This window comes from Streptomyces sp. NPDC048197 (assembly GCF_043202395.1).
In the GTDB taxonomy this organism is placed as follows: domain Bacteria; phylum Actinomycetota; class Actinomycetes; order Streptomycetales; family Streptomycetaceae; genus Streptomyces; species Streptomyces siderophoricus.
Window position 1 is genome coordinate 1 of record NZ_JBIDAJ010000033.1, and the last position, 25732, is coordinate 25732.

Consider the following 25732-nt stretch of genomic DNA (forward strand, 5'->3'; position numbering starts at 1 on the left):
TGGGACGTAAAGCGACAGCAGTCCCAAACACCGGCCCCGCAGGCCCGTCACCGCACCCACCACAAACCCAGCCCGCCGCAGGCGCAACGGCGAGAAGCCCCGCGGCGGGAAAGCCAGGTACGTGCGGGGCGCCGCAAAGCGCAACGGCGAGAAGCCCCGCGGCGGGAAAGCCGGGCACGTGCGGGGGCGCCGCAAGGCGCAACGGCGAACAAGCCCCGCGGCGGGAAAGCCAGGTACGTGCGGGGCGCCGCAAAGCGCAACGGCGAGCAACAACCACGCCCGGCCCAGCCGAAAACGTACGCCGAGCCCCCGATACGCTCGGGCACGTGCAGAAGAACATTCCCGAGTCGACCTTTTCCGACGACGACGGGTCCGCCGATCCCGCCCTCGCCGCAGCTCTGGCGGCGTACCAGGAGGACCGGTCCACCGAGCCCGCGCTGCTGACCGCCCTGGCCGGCGCCCGCCTCCTCGTGCCGGTCGTCGCGATCCTCGGTGAGGTCGAGACGGGACCCGACGGCCTGCGTCGCGAGAAGACCAGTGACATGGCCGTGCCCACCCTCCAGGCCCCGGACGGGCGGCGCGCCCTCCCCGCCTTCACCAGCATGGACACCCTGCACCGCTGGCGCCCGGACGCCCGGCCGGTGGCCGTCCCGCTCCAGCAGGCGCTGCTGGCCGCCTCGCACGAGAAGGCCGACACCGTCGTGATCGACCTGGCGGGCCCGGTCACCTACCAGCTCACCGGGCCCGCCCTGCGCGCCCTCGCCGAGGGGCGTACGACCGCCGACCCGCTCGCCGACCCGGCCGTCACCGAGGCCCTGCGCACCCTCCTCGCCGCCGAGCCGGCCGTCCTCACCGCCCGGCTGGCGCCGTCCACGGAGACCGACGGGACCCTCGCCCTGGGCCTGGCCGCCGACGCCCCCACCGCCGAGGTCGCCCAGCGGCTGGCGCAGGCGCTGGCCGCCGACGAGGTCCTGCGCGCCCGGCTCGTACGGGGCCTGGACCTGGCGCTCCTGCCGCCCGGTGCGGCGACCACCGGGGAACCGCTCTACCAGCGCTGACGGGCTCCGCGGCGGGGGCCTCCCCGGGCCGTGCCACGGCCGCCCGGGGAGATCGCCGACGGGCGGGTTCCCCTCCCGGGCCGCACAATGCGAGGAGAGCTCAAGATCCCCGCGAGGAGAGCCCACATGGAGACAACGGAGACCCCCTCGGTCGTGACCCGCACGGTCGTGTCGGAATTCCTCGGCACGCTGCTCCTGGTGTTCTTCGCCGTTGGCTCGGCGGTGCTGGCCGGCGAGTACATCGGCACCTTCGGCATCGCCCTGGCCTTCGGCTTCACCATGCTGGCCCTGGCCTACGCGCTCGGCCCGATCTCGGGCAGCCACCTCAACCCCGCGGTGACGCTGGGCATGCTGCTGTCCCGCCGCATCACCCTCCGTACGGCCGTCGAGTACTGGATCGCCCAGATCCTCGGCGCCATCGTGGGGGCCGCGCTGCTCTTCCTGGTCGCCAAGCAGATCCCGGGCCTGCAGACCCATGCGGCCTTCGGCACGAACGGCTGGGGCGACCGTTCGGCGGTGCACCTCAACCTCGGCGGTGCCTTCGTCGCCGAGATGGTGATGACCTTCCTCTACGTCTTCGTCTTCCTGGCGGTCACCCACCGGGTGGCCGTGATCGGCTTCGACGGCCTGCCGATCGGTCTGGCACTGGCCACCGTCCACCTCATCGGCATCCCGCTGGACGGCACCTCCGTGAACCCGGCCCGTTCCATCGGCCCGGCGCTGTTCGCGGGCGGCGCCGCCATCACCCAGTTGTGGCTCTTCATCGTCGCCCCCCTGATCGGCGGCGCGATCGCCGCGGTGGTCCACCAGGTCACCCACCCGCCGCAGGAACCGGTGCTCGTCGCCGACCAGGTCTCGCCCCATGAACCGACCACCGGCCCCGGCGAACGGGTCTGACCCCCCGGGCCGCGGGCCGCGGGTCACGGATCACGGATCACAGGCCACAGGTCACGGGCCCGGCGAACCCGTACCCTCACCACACGAGCCCCGGCCGCACCGGCCGGGGCTCGTCGTCTTGTGCGAAGGAGTGCACAGGCGTGCACAGGGTGCGGACTAGCCGTAGACCGGCCCGGTGAACTTCTCCCCGGGGCCCTGACCCGGCTCGTCCGGGACGACCGAGGCCTCGCGGAAGGCCAGCTGCAGCGACTTCAGACCGTCCCGCAGCGGCGCCGCGTGGTACGAGCCGATCTCGGTGGCGCTGGCGGTGACCAGACCGGCCAGCGCCTGGATGAGCTTGCGCGCCTCGTCGAGGTCCTTGTGCGTCTCGCCGCCCTCGGCGAGCCCCAGGTTGACCGCCGCCGAGCTCATCAGATGCACCGCGACCGTGGTGATCACCTCGACCGCCGGGACGTCCGCGATGTCCCGGGTCATGGCATCGAAGTCGGGGCTCGCCGCGTGCGGGGCGCCGGACGGCTCGGGCGCGTCGGACGGCTGCGGGGTCTGGTCACTCATGTCTTAAGGGCTTCTTCCTGAAAGAGGGGTCGGCCCCAGCCTATGGCCCCCTTCCGCGGGCCCGGCGTCCGGGACCGTCACCCTTGACGGGCGGCGCCCGCGGAGCGGCGTACGAGTGGGGGCCAGGGCTTGACTCGTGTATTCTGGTGTTCCGACCGGCCGGACACGCATGTGACCGGCCCACAAGTGGAGGCTCCGATCTCCCACCCGGCCGACCTCAGGTTGGCGGGTCAACGGTCCGGCTGCGCCCCGCGGAGACTTCGCGGCGGTGCTCCAGATCTATGTGGAGCCCCGCCTGTGTCCCGTCCGGGGCATTTTTCATGTACCGGCGCGGTTGGTCACACCGAACAGACGTTACGCGGCAGTCCGCCAGGCCGTCGCGTGGTGCTACCGAGGAGGATCCATCAGCGCCGAGCCCCGCATCAACGACCGGATTCGCGTCCCCGAGGTGCGACTCGTCGGTCCCAGTGGCGAGCAGGTCGGCATTGTGCCGCTTGCCAAGGCCCTGGAGCTTGCGCAGGAGTACGACCTCGACCTGGTCGAGGTGGCGGCGAACGCCCGTCCGCCGGTCTGCAAGCTCATGGACTACGGAAAGTTCAAGTACGAGTCGGCCATGAAGGCCCGTGAGGCGCGCAAGAACCAGGCGCACACGGTCATCAAGGAGATGAAGCTCCGGCCGAAGATCGACCCGCACGACTACGACACCAAGAAGGGTCACGTCGTCCGGTTCCTCAAGCAGGGTGACAAGGTCAAGATCACGATCATGTTCCGTGGTCGCGAGCAGTCCCGCCCCGAGCTGGGCTTCCGACTGCTGCAGCGGCTCGCGGAGGACGTCCAGGAGCTCGGCTTCATCGAGTCGAACCCGAAGCAGGACGGCCGCAACATGATCATGGTCCTCGGTCCGCACAAGAAGAAGACCGAGGCGATGGCCGAGGCCCGTGAGGCGCAGGCCGCCCGCAAGGCGGAGCGCCAGGGTGGTGCTCCCGCGGAGGAGCCCGCCGGGGAGCCCGCCGAGGCGTGATCCATGGGCGAGAGCCCCGGATTCATGCCGGGGCAACCCGCCCCGGACACCAACCGATACATCTGACGCTCCCGCCAGCCGGCCCGTGCCGGTGGGAGCGCCACTGACGAGGAGAGAACGGCGCATGCCGAAGAACAAGACGCACAGCGGTGCCAGCAAGCGCTTCAAGGTCACCGGCTCCGGCAAGGTGCTGCGCGAGCGCGCCGGCAAGCGCCACCTGCTCGAGCACAAGTCGTCCCGCGTGACGCGTCGCCTCACCGGCAACGCCGAGATGGCCCCGGGCGACGCCGCGAAGATCAAGAAGCTTCTCGGCAAGTGAGTCACCGCGCCCCGCTGACCGAGCGGGGTGCGCGACTCGGACCGGGACTCAATCGATTCGGGCTGTGTGACGACAACCACGGCCCCGCTACAAGGAGTTAACAAGTGGCACGCGTCAAGCGGGCAGTCAACGCCCACAAGAAGCGCCGGGCGATCCTCGAGCAGGCCAGCGGCTACCGCGGCCAGCGCTCCCGCCTGTACCGCAAGGCGAAGGAGCAGGTCACCCACTCCCTCGTCTACAACTACAACGACCGCAAGAAGCGCAAGGGCGACTTCCGTCAGCTGTGGATCCAGCGCATCAACGCCGCTGCCCGCGCCAACGGCATGACCTACAACCGCTTCATCCAGGGTCTGAAGGCCGCCAACATCGAGGTGGACCGCAAGATCCTGGCCGACCTCGCGGTCAACGACAGCAACGCGTTCGCCGCGCTCGTCGAGGTGGCCCAGAAGGCCCTGCCGAGCGACGTCAACGCCCCGAAGGCTGCCTGAACACCAGCCTGACGACCTGGCGTGACGACCGACGCGGTCGTGACACCGTCGTGATCGGACCCGCAGGCCCCGGGCCTGCGGGTCCGCCGCTTTTCCGGCCCGGTCCGCCCGGTCCGGTCCCGCCCCGAACCACAGAAGCGAGCCGCCGCCCATGGGCACCCCCGAGCTGATCTCCCCGCGTTCCCCGCGCGTCACCGCCGCCCGGCGGCTGGCCCGCCGCGCCTTCCGCGGCAAGGAGCGCCGGTTCATCGCCGAGGGCCCGCAGGCCGTACGGGAGGCCATCGCGCACCGCACGGACGGCGCCGCCACGCTCATCGAGCTGTTCGCCACCGTCGAGGCCGCCGAGCGGCACCACGAGATCGTCGGGGCGGCCCGCGCGGCCGGGGTTCGGGTGCACCTCGCCGACGACCGGACCATCGGGGACATCTCCCAGACGGTCACCCCGCAGGGCCTGCTCGGTGTCTGCCGCTTCCTCGACTCGCCGTTCGAGGAGATCCTCGCCGCCCGCCCGAAGCTGGTCGCGGTGCTCGCCCACGTCCGCGACCCCGGCAACGCCGGTACGGTGCTGCGCTGCGCGGACGCCGCCGGCGCGGACGCCGTGGTGCTCACCGACGCCTCCGTCGACCTGTACAACCCCAAGTCCGTACGGGCGTCGGTCGGTTCCCTCTTCCACCTTCCGGTCGCGGTCGGCGTACCGGTCGAGCAGGTGGTGTCCGGCCTCAAGGGCGCCGGCGCGCGGATCCTCGCCGCGGACGGCGCGGGTGACCGGGACCTGGACGCCGAGCTGGACACCGGGTCCATGGGCGGGCCCACCGCCTGGGTCTTCGGCAACGAGGCGTGGGGCCTGCCCGAGGAGACCCGGGCACTCGCCGACGCCGTCGTACGCGTCCCCATCCACGGCAAGGCCGAGAGCCTCAACCTCGCCACCGCCGCCGCGGTCTGCCTCTACGCCTCGGCCCGTGCCCAGCGCGGCCCCGGTGGCTGCCGCTCCGCGTCACCCGCCTGAGGGGCGTGCACGGGAACGACCCGGCGCACCGGAGGCGAACTAGTAGTCTTGCGTGCCCGGAGGCCCGGAAGGGGGTAACGGGGATGAGTGTGAGGACTTCCGGCAGCACAGCACGCGCCGACCGCGACCCGTCGGAGGGGCCGGCCGGCAGGCCACCGCCGGCCCGCGTGGTGGCGTCCACCGCCCCGGACAACGGGCTCGGGCTCGACCCCGACGACCTTCCGGACGGCTTGGTGGTCGCCGACGCGGCCGGCCGGGTCAGCTGCTTCAACGCCGCGGCCGCCAGGATCACCGGCCTCGCCCCCGAGGACGCGCTCGGCCGCCCCCTGGAGGAGGCCCTGCCGCTCCAGGACATCGAGGGCCGCCGCTGGTGGCGGCTGACCGACCCCTACGACGGGCTGGCCATCCGCCGCGGCCAGCCCGAGCGCAACCTCTTGCTCGGCGGCCGCGAGGTGCTGGTCTCCGCCCGCTACGTCCGCGGCCGGCCGGGCGGGCCGGTCGAGCGGCTGGTGATCGCGCTGCGCGGCACCGAGGCCCGGCGCCGCACCGAGCTCAGCCACGCCGAACTCATCGCCACCGTCGCCCACGAGCTCCGCTCGCCCCTGACCTCCGTCAAGGGCTTCACCGCCACCCTCCTCCAGAAGTGGGAACGCTTCACCGACGACCAGAAGCGGCTGATGCTGGAGACGGTGGACGCCGACGCCAACCGCGTCACCCGGCTGATCGCCGAACTGCTGGACATCTCCCGGATCGACTCCGGGCGGCTGGAGGTGCGCCGGCAGCGGGTCGACATGATCGCCGCGGTGCGCCGGCACGTCCAGGCGCAGACCACCGCGGGCCAGCGGCCGGACCGCTTCCTGATCCGGATGCGGGAACCACTGCCCGATCTGTGGGCGGACCCGGACAAGGTGGACCAGGTGCTCGGCAACCTCCTGGAAAATGCGGTGCGCCACGGCGAGGGAACGGTCACCATCGAGGTCGGACCGGCAACGGACGCCACCAGTACGGAAGGGACGAGCGTCACCGTGAGCGACGAGGGCCCCGGCATCCCGGAGGAGTCGATGAGCCGCGTGTTCACCCGCTTCTGGCGGGGCAGCAAGCGCGGTGGCACCGGCCTGGGCCTCTACATCGTCAAGGGCATCGTCGAGGCCCACGGCGGCACGATCACGGTCGGCCGGGCCCCGGCCGGCGGCGCCCAGTTCCGATTCAGCCTGCCCGTCGCGACGCCGGCCTTCATGAGCTAGGAGGAACGGACGCGGCGGGCGCCCCGCAGGGGCTCGGGCCGGCCGCGCCACCCGTCCCCCTTAGACTTGACCTTTGGCACCTTTGGCGCACAGGCATCGCGGGCGCAGCGCGGGCTCGGCCATACGACCCATGTGATCGAAGAGCCGAGGCGAAGCGAGCCAAGCCAAGCCAGTCCACCGGAAGCACGGGAAGAGATGTCCGCACCCAATAAGTCGTACGACCCTGTCGAGGTCGAAGCCCTGAAACCGGAAGAGATCGCCGCCCGGCTGGACGAGGCGCTGGCCGCCGTCGCCGCCGCGGCCGATCTGGAGCAGCTGCGCGAGGTGAAGGTCGCCCACGCCGGCGACCGCTCGCCGCTCGCCCTCGCCAACCGGGAGATCGGCGCCCTGCCGCCGCACGCCAAGGCGGACGCCGGCAAGCGCGTCGGCCAGGCCCGTGGCCGCGTCAACCAGGCGCTCAAGGCCCGCCAGGAGGAGCTGGAGGCGGAGCGCGACGCGCGGGTGCTGATCGAGGAGGCGGTGGATGTCACGCTGCCCTACGACCGCGTCCCGGCCGGCGCCCGGCACCCGCTCACCACGTTCATGGAGCGGGTCGCGGACGTCTTCGTCGCGATGGGCTACGAGATCGCCGAGGGCCCCGAGGTCGAGGCGGAGTGGTTCAACTTCGACGCCCTGAACTTCGTGCCGGACCACCCGGCGCGCCAGATGCAGGACACCTTCTTCGTCAAGGCCAACGGAACCAAGGGCGATGAGTCCGGTGTCGTGCTGCGCACCCACACCTCGCCGGTCCAGGCCCGCACGCTGGTCGACCGCGAGCCGCCGGTCTACGTCGTCTGCCCGGGGCGGGTCTACCGCACCGACGAGCTGGACGCCACGCACTCCCCGGTCTTCCACCAGATCGAGCTGCTCGCCGTCGACGAGGGCCTGACCATGGCCGACCTCAAGGGCACCCTCGACCACATGGTCCGGGCGCTGTTCGGCCCCGACATGAAGACCCGGCTGCGGCCGAACTACTTCCCGTTCACCGAGCCGTCCGCCGAGATGGACATGGTCTGCTACGTCTGCCGTGGCGAGTCCGTGGGCAACCCCGACCGGCCGTGCCGTACGTGCTCCAGCGAGGGCTGGATCGAGCTGGGCGGCTGCGGGATGGTCAATCCCAAGGTGCTCATCGCCTGCGGCGTCGACCCGGAGAAGTACAGCGGCTTCGCCTTCGGGTTCGGAATCGACCGGATGCTGATGTTCCGGCACAACGTGGAAGACATGCGCGACATGTTCGAGGGCGACGTCCGGTTCACCCGGCCGTTCGGGATGGAGATCTGATGCGGGTCCCGCTTTCTTGGCTGCGGGAGTACGTCGACCTGCCGGCGACGGAGACCGGCCGGGACGTACAGGAAAAGCTCATCGCGGTCGGCCTGGAGGTCGAGACCGTCGAGCGCCTCGGCGCCGACCTCAAGGGCCCGCTCGTCGTCGGCCAGGTGCTGACCATCGAGGAGCTGGAGGGCTTCAAGAAGCCGATCCGCTTCTGCACGGTGGACGTCGGCCGGGCCAACGGCACCGGCGAGCCCCAGGAGATCGTCTGCGGCGCCCGTAACTTCGCCGTCGGCGACAAGGTCGTGGTCGTCCTCCCCGGCGCCGAGCTGCCCGGCGGCTTCAAGATCGCCGCGCGCAAGACCTACGGCAAGAAGTCGCACGGCATGATCTGCTCCGGCGACGAGCTCGGCATGGGCGACGACGGTACGCACGGCATCATCGTGCTGCCGCCGGAGTACGAGGTCGGCACCGACGCCATCGAGCTGCTGGAGCTCGTCGACGAGGTGCTGGACATCGCCGTCACCCCGGACCGCGGCTACTGCCTGTCGATGCGCGGCGTGGCCCGCGAGACCGCCACCGCCTACGGGCTGCCGCTGCGCGACCCGGCGCTGCTGGACGTCCCGCCGCCGAACGCCGCCGGCTACCCGGTCCAGGTCGCCGACCCGATCGGCTGCGACCGCTTCACCGCGCGGACGGTCACCGGCCTGGAGCCCGGCGCCCGCACCCCGCTGTGGATGCAGCGCCGGCTGCAGAAGGCCGGCATGCGCCCGATCTCGCTCGCCGTCGACATCACCAACTACGTGATGCTGGAGCTCGGCCAGCCGCTGCACGCCTACGACCGCACCACGGTCGACGGCCCGATCGGCGTCCGCCGTGCCACCCCCGGCGAGAAGCTGACCACCCTGGACGGCACCAAGCGCGCGCTGGACGCCGGGGACCTGGTCATCACCGACAACCGCGGTCCCATCGGGCTCGCCGGTGTCATGGGCGGCGCCAACACCGAGATCGCCGCCCCGGTCACCGACCCGGAGACCGGTGAGCTGCGCGGCACCACCGACGTCGTGATCGAGGCCGCGCACTTCGACGCGATCGCCATCGCCCGTACGGCGCGCCGGCACAAGCTGTCCTCCGAGGCGGCCAAGCGCTTCGAGCGCGGGGTGGACCCGGAGGCGGCGTCGGCGGCGGCGCAGCGCACCGTCGACCTGCTGGTGCTGCTCGCCGGCGGCACCGCCGGGGAAGGCGTCACCGAGGTCGTCTCGCCCCGCGGGCCGCGCACGATCACCATCCCGGCGAACCACCCGGACAAGGTCGCCGGTGTCACCTACGGCCGGGAGACCGTCGTCCGCCGCCTCCAGCAGGTCGGCTGCGATGTTTATGGCCAGGACGAGCTGGTCGTCACCGTGCCGTCCTGGCGGCCGGACCTCTCCGACCCCAACGACCTGGCCGAAGAGGTCATCCGCCTGGAGGGCTACGAGAACCTGCCCTCCACCCTGCCGAAGCCGCCGGCCGGCCGTGGCCTGACGGAGCGTCAGCGGCTGCACCGCCGGGTCGGCCGGGCGCTGGCCGGTGCGGGCTACGTCGAGGCGCTGAACTACCCGTTCACCGGCTCGCACGTCCTCGACCAGCTCGGCATCGAGCCGGACGACCCGCGCCGCTCGGCGGTCACCCTCGTCAACCCGCTCTCCGACGAGGAGCCCGACCTCCGCACGACGCTCATCCCCGGGCTGCTGGGCGCGCTCCGCCGCAACTACGGCCGGGGCACGCACGACCTCGCGCTCTTCGAGACCGGTCCGGTCTTCCGGGCGAGCGGTGACGAGAAGCCGGCCAGCCGGCTGGTCGTCGACCGCCGGCCGACCGACGACGAGATCGCCTCGCTGGACGCCTCGCTGCCGCAGCAGCCGCGGCGCGCCGCCGTGGTCCTCGCCGGCCACCGTGAGCAGCCCGGCTGGTGGGGCGGCGGCCGTCCGTCCGACTGGGCGGACGCCATCGAGGCCGGCCGTACGGTCGCCCGTGAGGCGGGCGTCGAGCTGATCATCCGTCAGGACCAGCACGCGCCGTTCCACCCGGGCCGGTGCGCGGCGCTCCTCGCCGTCGTCGACGGCGAGGAGGTGCTCGTCGGCAACGCCGGTGAGCTGCACCCGCGGGTCATCAAGACGCTGTCCCTGCCCGAGCGCACCTGCGCGATGGAGATCGACCTGGACCGTCTGGAGCGGGCCGGTGCCGGTCCGCTGAAGGCGCCCTCGATCTCCTCGTTCCCGGTCGCCACCCAGGACGTGGCGCTCGTCGTCGACGACACCGTCCCGGCGGCGGACGTCGAGGCCGCGCTGCGCGACGGGGCCGGTGAACTCCTGGAGGCGCTGCGGCTGTTCGACATCTTCACCGGTGAGCAGCTCGGGGCCGGCAAGAAGTCGCTGGCGTACGCGCTGCGCTTCCGCGCCGCGGACCGCACGCTGACCGCGGAGGAGGCGTCGGCCGCCCGGGACGCGGCGGTGGCGTCGGCCGTGGAGCGGACCGGAGCGGTGCTGCGCGGCTGACCCGCGCACGAGCCCGGTGGAGGGCGTGGACGGCACGGCCGTCCACGCCCTCTTCGCGTGCCGCGCCGTTTTGTCGACGATCCGATCCATACACCATCACCCAATCGGGTGGTGATGTACGTTTCGTCGTGGAACGGATACGGAACGTCGCGAGAATCGATCCGGTCGAGCCAGACCACCGGCTGGGGGGACCATCGGCATGATCCGAGCCTGGGCGAGGACAGGCGCACGCGACGGGGCGAGCCGTGCCCGGCGCGGTCTCGTCCTCGTGCTGCCCGGCCTCTGGGTCCTGGGCGTGGTCACCTGGGAGCTCTGCGAGCCGTCCGGCGGCCGGCTGCTGCAACTCCTCGCCGCGGCGCCGGCCATCGCCTGTGCGGGCACCGGCCGCCGGCAGTGCGTCCTGCTCGGCGGGGTGTGCGCACTGACCGCCCTGGTGCCCTTCGGCGCGGGCGACGCCGGCCCCGGCCCGGGTACCCGGGTGATGACCTGCGGAGCGGTCCTCGCGGTGGTCGGCGCCAGCTATCTGACGGCCGGCCGCAGGAAGCGGCTGCTGCGGGAGCTGGAGCGCACCCGCGAGGTCGCCACGGCCGCCCAGCGGGTCCTGCTGCGGCCGCTGCCGCCGCGGATCGGCGGGCTGGTCCTGGCGGCCGACCACCTCTCCGCGAGCGAGGGCGCGGTGGTGGGCGGGGACCTCTACGAGGTCGTCGGCACCCGGTACGGCGTCCGGGCGGTGATCGGCGACGTCCGCGGGCACGGCCTCGCGGCCATAGGCACGGTCGGGGCGATGCTCGGCAGCTTCCGCGAGGCCGCCCACGACGAGCCCGAACTCGCCGGTGTGCTGCGGCGGTTGGAGCGGGCGCACCAGCGGCATCTCGGAGAGCGGGCGCGCCGCGCCGACCCGGCGGACGGCGGTGCGGCGAGCCCGGCCGGGGAGGAGTTCGTGACGCTGCTGCTGGTGCAGATCGCCCCGGACGGCTCGATGACGGCGCTCAACTGCGGGCACCCGTGGCCGTACCGCCTCGTGTGGCGGGCGGTGGACCCGGTGGCGCCGCTCGCCCCGGGAGAGCCGATGCCGCCGCTCGGGCTGTTCCCGCTCCCGGCCGACGCGGCGCCGGTGCGCTGCGGACGACTGCGGCCCGGGGAGGGGCTCTTCCTGCACACCGACGGTGCGGTGGAGGCCCGGGACCGGGCCGGGGAGTTCTTCCCCCTGGCGCAGCGCCTCTACCGCAGCGTGGCAACGACCGCCGGAACGCCCGGCCCCGCACCGGCCGGAGTGGTGGACGACGTACGGAAGGCGCTGCTGCGCCACGCGGGCGGGCAACTGTCGGACGACGTCGCGTTCGTACTGCTCTGCGCGGACGGCACGGACCACGACCCGGCCGTACCGACCCCCGGCACGGGAGTACATGCGCCGTGGGAGACGGGGTTCACCACCGGGGCTCGGACTCAGTACGGGTAGATTCCCTCACCGCTCTTCCGGCCCAGCCGGCCCGCGTCCATCATGCGCTGGAGCAGCGGGGGAGCGGCGTAGAGCGGCTCCTTGTACTCCTCGTACATGCTTACAATGCGGGCGACTACCGCGCTGACCTGCGGTTTCCGGGTCCGTTCGGGGCCTGACAGGGCAGGATGGGGGTGCGATGCCGGCTGCCGGCGCGCCAGCCCCTCACGCGACCCGCACCGTCGACATCTTCCCTGAAATCGGTCAACTCGCACTGTCCGGACGGCCGGTGACGATCGTCGTGCCGGATGTGGATCGGGCCGGTCCGGTGCGAGGGACGGGTGAGCCCGCGCGCGTGGTGCGGGACGCGCTGAAGCCCCTCGCCGCCGTCGAGTCCGTACGCCTTCTCGCCGACGTGCCCCGGGAGTTCGCCGTCGAGCTCGCCGAGGGCCTGCCGCCCGGCGTGGCCCAGATCATCGACCTCGACGCACCCGAGTGGGCCGATCACGAAGGGCTTGTGCGGCAGGCCGAGGCGCTGCTCGATCCCCGATTCGGTGCCCCGGAGCTGCCGTTCACGACCGAGCCTGACGCTCGACGCGCGCTCGCCGAGGACGACGGCCTGCCCGTGCACCTGCTGACCCCGCTCGCCTCCGCCGTCGCCGAGCTGAGGCGTCTCGTCGCCCGCCTCTCCGACTGATCGGCGTCACTCGTTGTGGAGTACGTATGACCAGGCAGGCTGTTCGCCGCCCTGCTCCTCGACATCGGCCAGCTTCCCGAGGACCCAGTAAGGGAGCTGCCTCCGTTCGGCGCCCGGGGGCAGAATGCTCCGGGTGCGCAGCCCGGTGACCCACAGCGCCACCATGGTGAGGAAGTTGTCGAGGCTGTGCGCGGCGGGAAGACCGGCGAGATACTCCTGGTCGGGCCCGGTCGGGACGCGCAGGATGTGTCCGGTGGGGCCGTCGATGACGAGCTTGGCGCCCATCCACCTGCCGATCTGAAAGAAGGGACCCGTTTCGGCAACGGGTTCGATCCCTTCGGGCCAGGAGGGCAGTTCGTCGAGAACACCGGACTCCCAGTCCCCGCAGGGGAAGATTCCCATGCCTCCTTCGTTCCACATGTACGGCAGCCCGAACTCCAGGAGCAGTTCGCGCGTCGCCCCGTGGGTGAGGCCATCCGGGAGATCCTCGGCCTCGATGGGAAAGATATTGTCCTCGCCGAACAGATCGATGAGGTCCTCGCGACTCGGAGCCGGCGCACCAAGCGGACTGCTCAGGCCCGCGTCCGCGTAATCCCCACTCAGGGGCTGCTGTCGCGCGCCGAAATCGGAGACGTCCACGCCTCGCGCTGGCTGAAGGGCGATCAGTCCCGCATCACCGCCGAAGACGACGACTTCACCCACGGGCAGTGGCTCGCAGGGCAGCACAAAAGCGCGGTCACTTCGGCGGGGGGACGACAAGGCGAACAACTCCTGGACAAGCTCAGGTGATGCGGAGCCGTCCCCGGGTGAGTCGGGCCAGGCGAGATCCGCCCGATCCTCCTCCGGAATCTCGTTGTTCTCCCAAGGTCCCGCGACACGGTCTCCCGTCTCCACGTCCCAGATCGAGACATACGGCTGCTGTGCCCCGTCCACCGTCCGCCGCTGCAAACCGGCGATGGCGGCTCGCCCTCGCCATCGCACAACCGCCGTCGCGGCGAACCTTCCGGCCTGGAGAAAACGTGCGTGATATCCGCCCGGCGGGCGCCAATGTGCCCATGTGACTCGCCAGGGCAGTGCAACGCCTGAGGAGGTCACACCCGACGCGAATGCGTGATCGTCGCGCGAGACGGCCATCAGGTGCAGCCACGAGGCCCACTCCGTCTGGTGCTGTGGCGTGACTCCCCACGCCCACAGATGAAGGGCGTCGGCGGCGGCCGTGTTTCCGGGGATGAGGAAGGTGATGCTTCGTGCCGCGTCCATGAGCGCCGATTGCGGCAGATGGGCGATGACACGTCCGTCACGAAGAACTTCCTCGTACCTGCCCGCCTGTACGGCGTGCATGGCGAGCCCGGTGGCGGCGTACAGGCCGACGGCACCGCGCCTGGCCCACCCTTCGGGGTGGCGGAAATCCGGGGCCGAGCGAATGAGCCAAGCGACCACATGCCCATTGACACGGGCGAGTTCGGCGGGAGCGATCTCGCGGCGCACGGCTTCGGCGACGGCCTCGTCGACGAAGGAAGCCCCGAGCGGCCCGAGTTGGAGAACGTCGGACCGTTCCGCTGCGATATCCGCGAGTTCCTCCTCAGATACCGCTGCACCGCTCCATCCGGCGACAAGTTGGGCCCAGACGGGAAGGGGTACGAGGCGAGGCTCGGCCAGCGCCAACGCCCGCACGGCAACGGACTCCGTTACCGCCGGCAGCGGCTCGACGGCCGCCGCGGACAGCCGGAACACCGCCCTGGGATCGACGCGGGCCGGCAGCAGCTCGGGAGCCCCATGGACCAGCACGGCCAACTTGCCACGCGCCAGCCACGGAAGGGTCTGGGTCACCAGCCGCTCGGGCTCGTACGACCGCCGGGTCGGCCCGGCACGATGGGCGTTGACGACCAGCAGCAACCGCTCCTCGGGCCAGGCGCCGAGCGCGAAACGCCAGTCGTCCCGCTCATCCGCGGACAGGTCGACTCCGAGCGCCGTGAGGGCCTGCTGCATGACCTGCTCGGCGGTGAGACCGGTCGCGTCGACGACAACACTGCCGGGCACGTGCTCGGGTATCTCCCGCATGACGGCCGAGGCGTCATGGCCGACCGGAGGGACAAGAAAGGCCACTTGGCCGCCGAGTCCACCCGCACGCCACCATGCGCCGACGCGACCGGCGACCTCTTCCTCGGGGATCCCGGGGGTGTCGGTGGTTGGCTCGGGCATGGTTCTCCTCAGTTGCGCGATGACTCCTCGACCCTACGGGTGGTGGGCGGTGGCGGAATCAGGCTGGGGCAGCCGCGACGCGGCGCAGCGTCACGGTCCAGTCGTCCTCGCTCGGCCAACCCGTCAAATCGGCCAGCTGCCATGTCTCGCTGCCCACGGGGAAGGTCTCACCAATGCGGAGGATGTGAATCTGCTCTTCGGTGGCGACGGTCACGAGCCGAACCCTGACCAGGGCGTCGGACTCCCTGTAGATATCGCTGACCGAGAACCTCGCGTTCTCGATGTGCCGCTGAATCCCCTGCCAGAGGTGAATCGTGTCGGCTCTACTCACTTATCATCCCCCAAAGAAGCGTACTGGTTGCTGCAATACTTCATGAATTCCTTTATGGTCAGCGGCTGGGGATCTTTCATGTTGTGCGGATTGCGCAACTGAATCAGGCCCTTGTTGCGGGGTGCCGTAACGGTCGGGCTGGAACTCCGTCAGCTTCTTGTGGTTGCCGAAGTGCGGCGGCTGGTCCACCTCAGTGGTGATCTCGGAGGGCTCGGCCGGACCGGACTGGGTCAGGGACTGCCAGAGCTGCTTGAACCGGCCTCGCTTTTCCGGCTGGTTGTCCGAGTCGGGGGAGCCCTCGCGAGGCTCGCCGTCGGATGGGTTCGGCGCGTCGGCCTGCTCGCTCGCCCCGTGGCGGCGGTGGTGGGGCGCGGGGTCCGTCCCGCGCCCGCGAGTTCGGTGTCCTTCTGCGGAACGTTGCGGTGTGAGCGCTGCGAGTCCGACGGCGCGGATGTTCCGTTGTCCGCAGTCCCGTTGTCCGAGTCCCCTTTTTCATCAGGGAGTTGACGTTCGCGGGGTCTGCCGAAGGTGTGCGTTCGCTATCGGTCGGGTTGGTGGTCGGCGCCGTGGGCAGAACGCCTAGCCATTGGGCCGGCGGAGGCTGCGGTACAGCTCGATGGCGGAGTCCGGCGGAAAGTTGGGGACATAGGTGACGGCTCCGTCGCTTTTGGAGATCACCATGTGACTACCACCCAACGGCGCCTGAGTGCCGGGCGGCGGTGGGGGTATGACGGCGTGGACGAGGAAGCCGATGTCGAACTCCGCCACGTGCAACGGCGCCGGGTTTCCTTCCAGATCCAGTACTTCGAATCGGGCGCGAGCGGCAGTCAAGGCATCTTCGGCAGTGGCGGGGATGGGCTGTACCGGTTCCGGCGCGTCGGGATGCGACACGGACTCTCTCCTGTCAGTGAAGGGTCGCCTGTGGGCCAGGCGCGGACATGCGGGTGAACTCGGGCTTGAGGCGCCGGGCAGTCCTTGCTCTTGACGACGGCCCGAGCCTCCGTGGGCACGGCCCCTTGGTCCGCATCCGGCCCCGGGCTCGACCCCGGTGTGCACCCCGCCCCCGCTTCTTCGGCCCCGTGACCAGGTTGGTCGAAGGACCGTCGTGCTCGGCGCGCCCGTTCTTGAGGGCGTCGGTCATTCCCATACGTCCCGACAGGATGCCCTGGGCCCTCTACTGGGGCGTTCCGCTCACATGGTGGTGGTTTGACCAGAGCGCGCAGCGCCTTGTGGACCGCGCGCCTGCTCTGGGGTCTGCGCGACGTCCACCAGCTCGGAGTCGTCGATCTCCCGCTCGCCCTGCGATCCCGAACGGGCCGGCCTGACGATCGCCCCGGAGGCCGCTCGCGACACGGTCGTCATCTCCGTCGGCCCGGACTCAGGTTCGGAGCCTGTCACCCGTGATGCGCCGCCGCGAAGCCGCCGTGCCGGTGCGCACTTCGAAGGCGCTGGTGGAGCCGCCGCGACCAGGGACTTTCCAGGGATTTTCCGCTGAGTGAGCGGGAAGGCCCTGACAGCTTGGAATGACACAAAGCCCCAGGTCAGGGTCAGTTTCCTGTCGGTCGATGGCGCTCGCCGGGCCGGGTCCCCGCGCATTCCCCGTCGGCTGGGCAAGGATGCGGATGAGGATCTGGCGGGGACCGCGAGAGCCACCCGACCGCAGCGCCGCCGTCGGCGCTGCTCCAGGTGAACTCCCCCTGCAGCAGCGCCAGTTGGCGGCCCCGCCGCACTCCCTAGTACGGGTAGAACCCCGACCCGCTCTTCCGCCCCAGCCGCCCCGCGTCCACCATCCGCTGGAGCAGTGGGGGAGCGGCGTACAGCGGCTCCTTGTACTCCTCGTACATGGATGCGGCGACCGACGCGACGGTGTCCAGGCCGATCAGGTCGGACAGCTTGAGCGGGCCCATCGGGTGGGCGCAGCCCAGTTCCATGCCGTTGTCGATGTCCTCACGGCTGGCGATGCCCGACTCGAACATCCGGATCGCGGAGAGCAGGTACGGGATGAGCAGGGCGTTGACCACGAAGCCGGAGCGGTCCTGGGCGCGGATGGCGTGCTTGTCCAGCACGTTCTGGACCAGCGCCTCGGAGCGCTTGATGGTCTCCTCGCCGGTGGTCAGCGCCGGGATGAGCTCCACCAGCTTCTGCACCGGCGCCGGGTTGAAGAAGTGGATGCCGATGACCTGGTCCGGGCGGGAGGTGGCCACCGCCAGCTTCACCAGCGGGATGGAGGAGGTGTTGGACGCCAGGATCGCGTCCGGGCGGCTGACGACCTGGTCGAGAACCTGGAAGATCTCGGTCTTGACCTGCTCGTTCTCCACCACGGCCTCGATGACGAGGTCGCGGTCGGCGAACTCCCCGAGGTCGGTGGTGAAGCTGAGCCGGTCGAGCGTCGCGTCGCGTTCCTCGGGGGTGATCTTGCCGCGTTCGGCGGCCTTGCCGAGGGAGTTGGTCAGGCGGGTACGCCCCAGCTCCAGGGCCTCGCCCGTGGTCTCGGCGACCATGACGTCCAGCCCGGCGCGGGCGCACACCTCGGCGATGCCTGCGCCCATCTGGCCGCAACCGACCACTCCGACGCGTTCGATGTCCGTCACCTCGTGCCTTTCGCTGATCTTCAGGACCGGCGGTGCGCCGTAAGGGTCCGGCGGCCGCCTCGGCCCCGACGTTACTCCGCGCGGTGCTGGGCCACGGCTTCCGGGGCGGGCATTCTGAGCCCGCAGGACGGGACGAACCGGACAAGCTGGGGATTTTTGATGCAACAGATCACACGCAGGGTGTTCGGCAGGGCGGCGATCGGCATCGCGGGCTCGGTACTCGGGCCGGCGGCGGCCGGACCGGCCGGGGGAGCGGCGCGGCGCGAGATGCGAGGGGTGTGGCTGGCCACCGTCGGCAACCTCGACTGGCCCTCGCGTACCAAGCTGACCGCCGCCGAGCAGCAGCGCGAACTGCGCGCCCACTTCGACGCGGCGGTCGCGCACCAGCTCAACACGGTGTTCTTCCAGGTGAGGGCCGCCGCGGACGCGCTCTGGCCGTCCCCGTACGAGCCCTGGGCCGAGTCGCTGACCGGGCGGCAGGGCGGCGATCCGGGCTGGGACCCGCTGGACTTCGCGGTCCGCGAGGCGCACCGGCGCGGCCTCGAACTGCACGCCTGGTGCAACCCGTACCGGGTCGCCAACCACACCGACCCGGACCGGCTGACCGCCGACCACCCGGCCCGCCGGCATCCCGAGTGGATCGTGCCCTACAACGGCAAGCTGTACTACAACCCCGGCCTGCCCGAGGTCCGCACGTTCGTCCAGGACGCGATGCTCGACGCGGTGGAGCACTACTCCGTCGACGGGGTGCACTTCGACGACTACTTCTATCCGTATCCGGCCGCCGGCAAGAGATTCGACGACGACGAGGCCTACGACACCTACGGCGAGGACTTCGACAACCGGGCCGACTGGCGGCGGGACAACATCGACCGGCTGGTGTACGAGATGGCGCAGCGGCTCGGCGAGGGCGGCCAACAGCGGGGCCGCCGGGTGCGTTTCGGCGTCAGCCCTTTCGCGGTCTGGCGCAACCAGGCCACCGACAAGAACGGCTCCCGGACCCAGGCGGGGGTGGAGACGTACGACGACCTCTACGCCGACACCCGCCGCTGGGTGCGCGAGGGCTGGCTCGACTACATCGTGCCGCAGGTCTACTGGCCGATCGGCACCAAGGCCGCCGACTACGCCGAGCTGGTGCCGTGGTGGTCACGGACGGTCGACGGCACCGGCGTCGACCTCTACATCGGCGAGGCGCTCTACAAGGCGGGCGACAGTCAGCCGGCGGCCTGGAAGAACCCGGCCGAACTCTCCCGCCATCTCACCTTCGCCCGCGGCTACCCCCAGGTCGGCGGGCACGTCTACTTCTCGGCGAAGGAGGTGGCCAGGGACCGGGTGGGCGCACTGGCCCGGGTCGTGCGCGACCACTACGGCAGCGCGGCACGGTCCTAGGGGCGCTCGCCCCGGGCCGGTCCGCGCGGCGCGGGTCGGTGGTGGGGCCGGGTGGCCCCGGTGGGTCCTCGGCCGGTCGGCCGAGGGGGTCAGCGGCCGGGTTCGACGTCGGAGGTCTCGGCGTGCCGGACGACCGAGTCGGGCCCGGGCGACACGATCGCCTCGTGTCCGTCCTCCGCGCGGACGCGGTAGGGCGGATCGCCGTTCGTCCCCAGTACTTCGACGATTTCCACGACCCGGTCGTGATGCCCGACGGTCCTGCCGTGCACCACCAGCCGGTCGCCCTTGGTCGCGTGCATCAGGGTCCTCCCCGCTTCGGGCGGCCATGCGACCCGAACGGCCGACGAGGGGACGGCCGAGCGGTTGAACGGCCAACGGTTTAAGGGGTTACGGGCCTGGCGCGGCCCGGACGGCGCGCTATCTGCCATCGCGGCAAGTTTACGTCCGCGGGGGCGCGGCGCACCCGGGGAGCGGGCCGCCGGTTCTCCCGGAACCGGCGGCCGGGCGTGTGGGCGCCGCCCCCGGGCCGGTCACCCGCGCGCCCGCTGAGTGACCACGATGCAGGCCAGGACCGCCAGCGCCGTCACGGGCGCGGCCGGCGGCAGGTGTTCGCCGAGCAGCAGGACCGACCACACCAGGGTCAGCAGCGGCTGGGCGAGCTGCAGCTGGCTCGCCTTGGAGACGCCGATCACGGCCATCCCGCGGTACCAGACCACCAGCCCCAGGAACTGCGAGCCGGCCGCCAGCCACAGCAGCCCGGTGACCGCGTGGGCGGTCAGCCGCAGCGGCTCGGTGGACAGCGCGACCGCCGCACCCGCCACCGTCACCGGCAGGCACAGCACCAGCGCCCAGCCGATCACCTGCCAGCCCGGCATGTGGCGGGCCAGCCGGCCGCCCTCGGTGTAGCCGGCCGCGCACACCAGCAGCGCCGCGAACAGCAGCAGGTCACCACGGCCCGGTGCGCCGCCGCTCTGCTGCACCGCGAAGCCGAGGACGACGGCGGCGCCGACCAGGGACGCCACCCAGAAGGTGCGGGACGGGCGGGCACCGGTGCGCAGGGCCGAGCAGGCGGCGGTGGTCAGCGGCAGCAGGCCGACCACGACGGCCGCGTGGGAGGTGGTGGAGGTCTGCAGCGCCAGGGTGGTCAGCAGGGGGAAGCCGAGCACCACTCCGCCCGCCACGATGGCGATCCCGGCCCAGTGGCGGCGCTCGGGGAGGCGTACCCGCAGGACGGCCAGCGCGCTGCCGGCAAGGACGGCGGCCAGCACGCTGCGCAGCATCACCACCGTCCAGGGCCCCATGCCCTCCAGCGCCCAGGCGGTCCCCGGGAAGGTGAGGGAGAAGGACGCCACGCCCAGGCCGGCGAGCAGCGCTCCGCGGCCGGCCGGGGTGCGGCCGGCGGACCCGGTGGCCTCCGGGGCCTCGACGGCGGTGGCGGCGACGGTGGCAGCGGTGGCGGCGGTCCTGGAGGCCGCGGCGGGGGCGTTCACCGCTATCGCTGTGGCGGTAGTAGCGCTATCGTTGGCTCTCATGCAAGAGCGTAGCAGTGTGGCTGAGCTGGCCGCGAGCCTGAGGAACGAGCTGAAGCGCTACTCTCCAGGGGAGAAGCTGCCATCGAGCCGGGCTCTCGTGGAGCGGCATCGGGTGAGCCCCGTGACCGTCTCCCGGGCCCTCGCCGAACTGGTCGCCGAGGGCCTGGTCACCACCCGGCCCGGCGCCGGCGCCTTCCGCGCCGAGCCCCCGGCAACGGCCCCCCGGCCGGCCGACACCTCCTGGCAGGAGATCGCGCTCAGCGCCGAACCGGGCGGCGACCAGGTGCCGCGCAGCGTCGACGCGTCGGGCGTGGTGGCCACCCTCGCCCGCCCGGCCCCCGGCGTCATCGAACTCAACGGCGGCTATCTGCACCCCGACCTGCAGCCCGAACGCGCCCTCGCCGCCGCCCTGGCCCGGGCCGGCCGCCGGCCGGGCGCCTGGACGCGGCCCCCGGTCGACGGCGTGCCGGAGCTGCGCGCCTGGTTCGCCCGGGAGATCGGCGGCCCCGGGGGCGCGCTCGCCGCGAGCGACGTACAGATCACCGCCGGCGGCCAGAACGCCCTGACCGCCGCACTGCGCGCGCTCGCCGCGCCCGGCGCCCCCGTCCTCGTCGAATCGCCGACGTACCCCGGCATGCTCGCCGTCGCCCGCGCCTCCGGGCTGCGCCCGGTGCCGGTACCGGTGGACGCGGACGGCGTACGGACGGACCTGCTGGCCGACGCCTTCCGGGTCAGTGGCGCCCGGCTCTTCGTCTGCCAGCCGCTGTTCCAGAACCCGACCGGGGCGGTGCTCTCCGCCGAGCGGCGGCGCGAGGTGCTCCGGGTGGCGCGGGCGGCCGGCGCCTTCGTGATCGAGGACGACTTCGCCCGGCTGCTGGTCCACGACGACGCGGCCGCGCTGCCACCGACCCTGATGGCCGACGACCGGGACGGCACCGTCGTGCACATCCGCTCCCTGACCAAGGCCACCTCGCCCAACCTCCGGGTGGCCGCACTGGCCGCCCGCGGCCCGGTCCGCGACCGGCTGCGCGCCATCCAGGTCGTCGACAACTTCTTCGTGCCCCAGCCGCTCCAGGAGACCGCCCTGGAACTGGTCGGATCACCCGCCTGGGGACGCCATCTCCGGTTCATCGCGAGCGAGTTGACCGTCCGCCGGAACGCGCTGACCGCGGCGCTCGCGGGCCGGCTGCCGGCCCTCGCCGGGTCCGGCGCCGCGTACGGCGGCATTCCCGGCCGGGACGGCGGCCCGTACGTGCCGTGCGGCGGCTACCAGCTCTGGCTGCGGCTGCCGGACGGCGCCGACGAGGCCGCGCTGACGGACGCGGCGCTGCGGGCCGGGGTCGCGGTCGCGGCCGGCCGCCCGTACTTCGCCGCCGAGCCGCCGGCCGGGCACCTCCGGCTGAGCTTCGCGGCCGCGGCCGGCCCGGCCGAGATCACCGAGGGCGTCCGCCGGCTGCGCACGGCCTGCGACGAACTGGGGGTGGCCGTCGAATGACGGCGGCCGGGGGCACACCGGTTCGACGCCGCCGCCGTCCTTCTGGGAATCTCCCGGCATGAACGCCCACGCCCTCGACGGCTACGAGATCTCCACCGACCCGGCCCGCCTGGACGCCGACCTGGTCCACGACTGGCTCGCCACCGACGCCTACTGGGCGCTGGACCGGCCCCGGGCCCTGCACGACCGCGCCGTCGCGGGCTCGCTCAACTTCGGCCTGTACGCGTCCGGTTCCGGCCGTCAGGTGGCGTACGCCCGGGTCGTGACCGATCACGCCACCTTCGCCTGGCTCTGCGACGTCTACGTCTGCCGGGACGACCGCGGCAAGGGGCTGGGCACGGCCCTGGTCGAGGCCGTCGCCGACCACCTGGCGCCCAGCGGGCTGAACCGGCTCACCCTCGCCACCAAGGACGCCCACGGCGTCTACCAGAAGGTCGGCTTCCGGCCGCTGGTGGCGCCCGAGCAGTGGATGACCCTCGGGCTGATCGACCCGGGCCCGCTCGGGATCTGAGGCGGGCCGCTCGGGATCCGAGGCGGACCGCTCGGGATCCGCGCAAGCGAGGTCCGGTCGGCCGGTCCTCCTCTTACCATCGGCGAATGAGCGTTCGACTCTCGCTGCTGGCCGCGGCCCGCAGCTCCGCGCTGCTCGCCACGCAGTTCGACGACGACCGCCCGCTCGACGCGGTGGGCTGGCAGGAGGTCGAGCGGGCCGCGCCCGTGCTGTGCCGGCTCGCCGCCGCCGAGCTGCGCTACTGCTCGCCGTCCGCGCGCTGCCGGGAGACCGGGGAAGGGCTGGGCCTGCGCCCGCTGCCCCAACCGGCGCTGCGCGACTGCGACATGGGGCGCTGGCGCGGCCGCACCCTGGGGGAGGTCGCGGCGGCCGAGCCGGCGGCGGTCGAGACCTGGCTGGCCGACCCCCGCTCGGCCCCGCACGGCGGGGAATCACTGCTGGCCTTCATCACCCGGGTCGGCGGCTGGCTGGACACCCGCCCGGTCGAGGACGCCGCCGGGCTGCTCGCGGTCGCCGAACCCGGCGTGGTCCGGGCCGCCCTGGTCTACGCCCTCCAGGCACCGCCGCACGCGTACTGGCGCATCGACGTCCGGCCGCTGTCGGTGGTGACCCTCGCCGGCCGCTCCGGCAAATGGGACCTCCGGCTGGAGGCGTGACGGGCCTCGGCAGCCGGTTCCGGCCCTCGCTGTCCGTCACGAATCGTCACCACCCGTAAGGCCCAGTCCGCGCGTTCCGCTGTCCGGGGCATGCGCACCCCGTGTGACCTGCGCAAACGGTGTCGGCCGCGGCGTTGTGCCGGGCTGCGGGCGGCGGCCGCGGTCCCCATCGAGGTGCGGGCCGCCGGGCGGGGCGCTTCTCTGTGGGGTATGCACATAAGCCACATTCCTCTCTATGCGCTGGCGGCCGGTGGTCTGGCGGTGTCCGTCCTGCTCTTCGGTGACGGGGACGGTGCGGACGCCGCCACCGACGCGGTGAGCGAGGCGGTGGGCGGCGCCGCGTCCAAGGCCGCCTCCGGGCTCGCGCCGGACGCCTCCGGCGCGGTGACCGTCCAGCCCGAGCGGGTGGCGCCCGGCGGGGCCTTCTCGGTGTACGACGGCGGCGTCTGCGCGGGCGGGACCGCCGAGGCCCGTTTCGACAGCCCGGACATCCCGGCCCTGCGGCTGTCCGCGACGGCCGGCCAGGCGGGCGGCACCGCGGTGCTGCCGCGGGGCGTCGCCGCGGGCACGTACCGGGTCACCGTCGTCTGCGGCGGCGCTACGGGCGCCGGGCCGCACCATGCGGTGTACCAGGCGGCCCGCGCCGGGCAGGAGGACGGCGGCGGCCGGAAGGCGGCGAAAACCGCCACCGGCACCCTGACCGTCACGGACGGCGCGCTCCTGGCCACGCCGGTCTCCGACGGCGCCGGGACCTTCTCCGGCGGCTCGGCCCCCGAGGCCCCCGAGGACGCAGCCCAGGCGGACGAGGTGCTCTCCGACCGCTCCGGGCTCGACGATTCCGGGCTCTCCGACGACTCCGGCCGGTATGTCCCGCAGGGTGGTTCGCGCACCGGTCTCGGCGGCGCGGCCGGCCACGACGGTGACCGGACGGCGGCGGTGCTCGGCGGCCTGGCGCTGCTCGGCGCGGCCGGCTGGGGAGCCTCGGCCCAGCGCCGGCGCGCCCGCCGGGCCCAGGGCTGACGGCGGTGACCGGCCAGCCACCGCCCCGCCGCGGGCTGCTCCTCGGCCTGCTCACCGCCCTCCTCGCGGCCGGCGCCGTCCTCCTCGTGCTCGTCGTGCCCGCGCTCCACGGCCGGGACGCGACCAGCGAGGTCGACGACGGCACCCACACCGTGCCGCGCAGCGAGATCGCCCGCACCCTCAGCGGCCAGCTCACCCTCCCGTTCCGCAGCGGCCCGGACGCGGTGCACTGCTCGGGCGACCTGCGGCCGGTGCGGTCAGCCGCGGTGCGCTGTACGGCGCACTTCCCGATCGGCCGGTACCGCCACCTGACCGTCGAGGTCACCCGGGTCCACGACAACAAGGTGACCTACCGCCGCCGCTCCGTTCCGCACTGAATGCCCGCCGAGTCCCCAACGTGCTGACAACCGGCGGCCGTTGGGGACCACGGCCCGTCAGTTGAGGGCGGTGCGCAGCGCGGCCAGCCAGTGGTCGGTGGTGCGGCGGGCCAGGCCGGATTCCGGGGCGTACGCCTCGAAGAAGTGCCAGGCGCCGGGGACGTCCCTGACCTCGACCGGGACGTCCGCCTCCATGAGGCGCCGGGCGTACTCCAGTCCCTCGTCGCGGAGCGGGTCGAGGCCGCAGGTCAGGACGTACGCGGGCGGCAGTCCGGTGAGGTCGGTGGCCCGGGCGGGGGCCGCGTAGGCGGGGGTGTCGGGGCCGCGGCCGGGGCCGAGGTAGGTGTCCCAGGTGCGGGCGATGCCGGTGCCGTTGATGATCCGCGGGTCGGCGATCCGCCGCCGGGAGGCGGTCCGGTCCCGGTCGTCCAGGCAGGGGATCAGCAGGCACTGGAAGGCGATCCGCGGCCCCTGGCGGTCGCGGGCCATCAGGCAGAGCGCGGCGCTCAGATTGCCGCCGGCGGAGGCTCCGGTGACGGCGATCCGCTCGCGGTCGATGCCGAGTTCGTCCGCCGTCGCGGCCATCCATTCCAGCGTGGCGTAGCAGTCCTCGACCCCGGCCGGGTAGCGGTGCTCGGGGGCCAGCCGGTAATGGACGTTGACGACCACCGCTCCCGCGGCGACACAGGCGTGGCGGGCCATCGGGCTGGGCCCGTCCAGCTCCCCGTACGCGAAGCCGCCGCCGTGCAGGTAGAGGACGCCGGGCAGCACCCCCTCGGCGCCTGCGGGGCGCAGCACCTGTACGTCGAGGAGGTTTCCGTCCGGTCCCGGGAGGGTCGTCTCCCGCACGGTCACCCGCGGGTCGTGGGCCGGCATCAGCGGTGCCATGAGCTGCCGGAAGCCGCTGCGCACCGCCTCGATGTCGGCGTACGGGTCGGCGGGGCGCGGTGGCAACTGGCCGAGGACCGCGGCCAGTTCGGGATGCGGACGGACGGCGGGCGGGGTGGTGCGGCCGGGCATGGGATTCCCCGTTTCTGTGGCGCATGACTGGGAGGCGACA

Annotated in this window: 25 protein-coding genes and 1 pseudogene; 17 read left to right on the plus strand and 9 right to left on the minus strand. The window is 72.6% G+C overall.

All coding sequences use genetic code 11. The features are described 5' to 3' along the window. The first annotated feature begins 326 nt into the window (after nucleotides 1-326). Nucleotides 327-1058, plus strand: coding sequence for an SseB family protein (locus ACGF4C_RS31120; protein WP_393570702.1), 732 nt, complete (start codon nucleotides 327-329; stop codon nucleotides 1056-1058). Between the two features lie 126 nt (nucleotides 1059-1184). Next, a complete protein-coding gene (locus ACGF4C_RS31125; protein WP_393570704.1) occupies nucleotides 1185-1955 on the plus strand; it encodes an MIP family channel protein in 771 nt (256 codons plus the stop codon). Nucleotides 1956-2111: 156 nt separating this feature from the next. On the opposite strand, the gene ACGF4C_RS31130 is transcribed toward ACGF4C_RS31125, so the two are convergent. Then, nucleotides 2112-2510 carry a DUF1844 domain-containing protein gene (locus ACGF4C_RS31130; protein WP_261952476.1) on the minus strand — a complete coding sequence of 133 codons (399 nt, stop codon included), beginning with the start codon at nucleotides 2508-2510 and terminating at the stop codon, nucleotides 2112-2114. A gap of 334 nt (nucleotides 2511-2844) precedes the next feature. Here ACGF4C_RS31130 and infC point away from each other — a divergent pair, with 334 nt between their 5' ends. The 8 genes from infC to ACGF4C_RS31170 all read left to right on the plus strand — a co-directional run bounded on the left by infC (nucleotide 2845) and on the right by ACGF4C_RS31170 (nucleotide 11892). Then, nucleotides 2845-3531, plus strand: a complete 687-nt coding sequence (gene infC, locus ACGF4C_RS31135) for a translation initiation factor IF-3 (RefSeq protein WP_078866077.1) — start codon at nucleotides 2845-2847, stop codon at nucleotides 3529-3531. 124 nt (nucleotides 3532-3655) lie between these two features. Beyond that, complete coding sequence (gene rpmI, locus ACGF4C_RS31140; protein WP_016576627.1) at nucleotides 3656-3850, plus strand: 50S ribosomal protein L35; 195 nt, start codon at nucleotides 3656-3658, stop codon at nucleotides 3848-3850. A 104-nt stretch (nucleotides 3851-3954) separates the two neighbouring features. After that, nucleotides 3955-4338 (plus strand): 50S ribosomal protein L20, encoded by a 384-nt coding sequence (gene rplT, locus ACGF4C_RS31145; RefSeq protein ID WP_030413047.1) that lies wholly within the window; start codon nucleotides 3955-3957, stop codon nucleotides 4336-4338. A gap of 151 nt (nucleotides 4339-4489) precedes the next feature. Next, nucleotides 4490-5344: an RNA methyltransferase gene (locus ACGF4C_RS31150; RefSeq protein WP_030808716.1), complete on the plus strand. Its 855-nt coding sequence runs from the start codon at nucleotides 4490-4492 to the stop codon at nucleotides 5342-5344. A gap of 83 nt (nucleotides 5345-5427) precedes the next feature. Continuing rightward, a complete protein-coding gene (locus tag ACGF4C_RS31155) occupies nucleotides 5428-6588 on the plus strand; it encodes an ATP-binding protein (RefSeq protein ID WP_393570708.1) in 1161 nt (386 codons plus the stop codon). Nucleotides 6589-6783: 195 nt separating this feature from the next. Further along, the gene (gene pheS / locus ACGF4C_RS31160) at nucleotides 6784-7908 is read left to right on the plus strand and encodes a phenylalanine--tRNA ligase subunit alpha (RefSeq protein ID WP_393570710.1); all 1125 of its coding nucleotides are present in this window, start codon (nucleotides 6784-6786) and stop codon (nucleotides 7906-7908) included. Continuing rightward, on the plus strand, nucleotides 7908-10433 hold the full coding sequence (gene pheT / locus ACGF4C_RS31165; RefSeq protein WP_393570712.1) for a phenylalanine--tRNA ligase subunit beta: 2526 nt from the start codon (nucleotides 7908-7910) through the stop codon (nucleotides 10431-10433). The genes pheS and pheT overlap by 1 nt, the downstream gene beginning before the upstream one ends. Before the next feature lie 199 nt (nucleotides 10434-10632). Then, entirely contained in the window at nucleotides 10633-11892 is a 1260-nt protein-coding gene (locus ACGF4C_RS31170) for a PP2C family protein-serine/threonine phosphatase (RefSeq protein WP_393570714.1), read from the plus strand. Here the strand turns inward: ACGF4C_RS31170 and ACGF4C_RS31175 are convergent. Then, nucleotides 11880-11996 (minus strand): annotated as a pseudogene (locus ACGF4C_RS31175) (3-hydroxyacyl-CoA dehydrogenase family protein); the annotation flags it as partial. The gene ACGF4C_RS31170 and the pseudogene ACGF4C_RS31175 overlap by 13 nt on opposite strands. Before the next feature lie 74 nt (nucleotides 11997-12070). Here ACGF4C_RS31175 and ACGF4C_RS31180 point away from each other — a divergent pair. Next, on the plus strand, nucleotides 12071-12568 hold the full coding sequence (locus ACGF4C_RS31180) for a hypothetical protein (RefSeq protein ID WP_393570842.1): 498 nt from the start codon (nucleotides 12071-12073) through the stop codon (nucleotides 12566-12568). A 6-nt stretch (nucleotides 12569-12574) separates the two neighbouring features. Here ACGF4C_RS31180 and ACGF4C_RS31185 read toward each other — a convergent pair whose 3' ends face one another. The 4 genes from ACGF4C_RS31185 to ACGF4C_RS31200 form a co-directional block, all read right to left on the minus strand. Further along, on the minus strand, nucleotides 12575-14770 hold the full coding sequence (locus ACGF4C_RS31185) for an SUKH-4 family immunity protein (RefSeq protein WP_393570716.1): 2196 nt from the start codon (nucleotides 14768-14770) through the stop codon (nucleotides 12575-12577). Nucleotides 14771-14828: 58 nt separating this feature from the next. Next, entirely contained in the window at nucleotides 14829-15101 is a 273-nt protein-coding gene (locus ACGF4C_RS31190; RefSeq protein WP_393570719.1) for a DUF6406 domain-containing protein, read from the minus strand. 579 nt (nucleotides 15102-15680) lie between these two features. Beyond that, entirely contained in the window at nucleotides 15681-15992 is a 312-nt protein-coding gene (locus ACGF4C_RS31195) for a hypothetical protein (RefSeq protein ID WP_393570721.1), read from the minus strand. An 842-nt stretch (nucleotides 15993-16834) separates the two neighbouring features. Further along, nucleotides 16835-17692, minus strand: coding sequence for a 3-hydroxybutyryl-CoA dehydrogenase (locus ACGF4C_RS31200; RefSeq protein ID WP_030413063.1), 858 nt, complete (start codon nucleotides 17690-17692; stop codon nucleotides 16835-16837). A gap of 159 nt (nucleotides 17693-17851) precedes the next feature. Here ACGF4C_RS31200 and ACGF4C_RS31205 point away from each other — a divergent pair, with 159 nt between their 5' ends. After that, the gene (locus ACGF4C_RS31205) at nucleotides 17852-19081 is read left to right on the plus strand and encodes a glycoside hydrolase family 10 protein (RefSeq protein WP_393570723.1); all 1230 of its coding nucleotides are present in this window, start codon (nucleotides 17852-17854) and stop codon (nucleotides 19079-19081) included. Between the two features lie 89 nt (nucleotides 19082-19170). Here the strand turns inward: ACGF4C_RS31205 and ACGF4C_RS31210 are convergent, their stop codons facing one another. Both ACGF4C_RS31210 and ACGF4C_RS31215 read right to left on the minus strand, forming a co-directional pair. Beyond that, nucleotides 19171-19380 carry a DUF1918 domain-containing protein gene (locus tag ACGF4C_RS31210; RefSeq protein WP_030808734.1) on the minus strand — a complete coding sequence of 70 codons (210 nt, stop codon included), beginning with the start codon at nucleotides 19378-19380 and terminating at the stop codon, nucleotides 19171-19173. Nucleotides 19381-19611: 231 nt separating this feature from the next. Continuing rightward, a complete protein-coding gene (locus tag ACGF4C_RS31215) occupies nucleotides 19612-20613 on the minus strand; it encodes a DMT family transporter (RefSeq protein ID WP_393570725.1) in 1002 nt (333 codons plus the stop codon). On the opposite strand from ACGF4C_RS31215, the gene ACGF4C_RS31220 reads away from it, so the two are divergent. The 5 genes from ACGF4C_RS31220 (at nucleotide 20612) to ACGF4C_RS31240 (ending at nucleotide 24672) form a co-directional block, all read left to right on the plus strand. Beyond that, nucleotides 20612-22108: a PLP-dependent aminotransferase family protein gene (locus ACGF4C_RS31220; RefSeq protein ID WP_393570727.1), complete on the plus strand. Its 1497-nt coding sequence runs from the start codon at nucleotides 20612-20614 to the stop codon at nucleotides 22106-22108. The genes ACGF4C_RS31215 and ACGF4C_RS31220 overlap by 2 nt on opposite strands. Before the next feature lie 58 nt (nucleotides 22109-22166). Continuing rightward, nucleotides 22167-22619, plus strand: a complete 453-nt coding sequence (locus tag ACGF4C_RS31225) for a GNAT family N-acetyltransferase (protein ID WP_393570729.1) — start codon at nucleotides 22167-22169, stop codon at nucleotides 22617-22619. A gap of 86 nt (nucleotides 22620-22705) precedes the next feature. Further along, complete coding sequence (locus ACGF4C_RS31230) at nucleotides 22706-23275, plus strand: histidine phosphatase family protein (protein WP_393570731.1); 570 nt, start codon at nucleotides 22706-22708, stop codon at nucleotides 23273-23275. 210 nt (nucleotides 23276-23485) lie between these two features. After that, nucleotides 23486-24295 (plus strand): hypothetical protein, encoded by an 810-nt coding sequence (locus ACGF4C_RS31235; RefSeq protein WP_393570733.1) that lies wholly within the window; start codon nucleotides 23486-23488, stop codon nucleotides 24293-24295. Nucleotides 24296-24300: 5 nt separating this feature from the next. Beyond that, nucleotides 24301-24672, plus strand: a complete 372-nt coding sequence (locus ACGF4C_RS31240; RefSeq protein WP_393570735.1) for a DUF4333 domain-containing protein — start codon at nucleotides 24301-24303, stop codon at nucleotides 24670-24672. Nucleotides 24673-24729: 57 nt separating this feature from the next. On the opposite strand, the gene ACGF4C_RS31245 is transcribed toward ACGF4C_RS31240, so the two are convergent. After that, on the minus strand, nucleotides 24730-25692 hold the full coding sequence (locus ACGF4C_RS31245) for an alpha/beta hydrolase (protein ID WP_393570737.1): 963 nt from the start codon (nucleotides 25690-25692) through the stop codon (nucleotides 24730-24732). Nucleotides 25693-25732 lie beyond the last annotated feature (40 nt).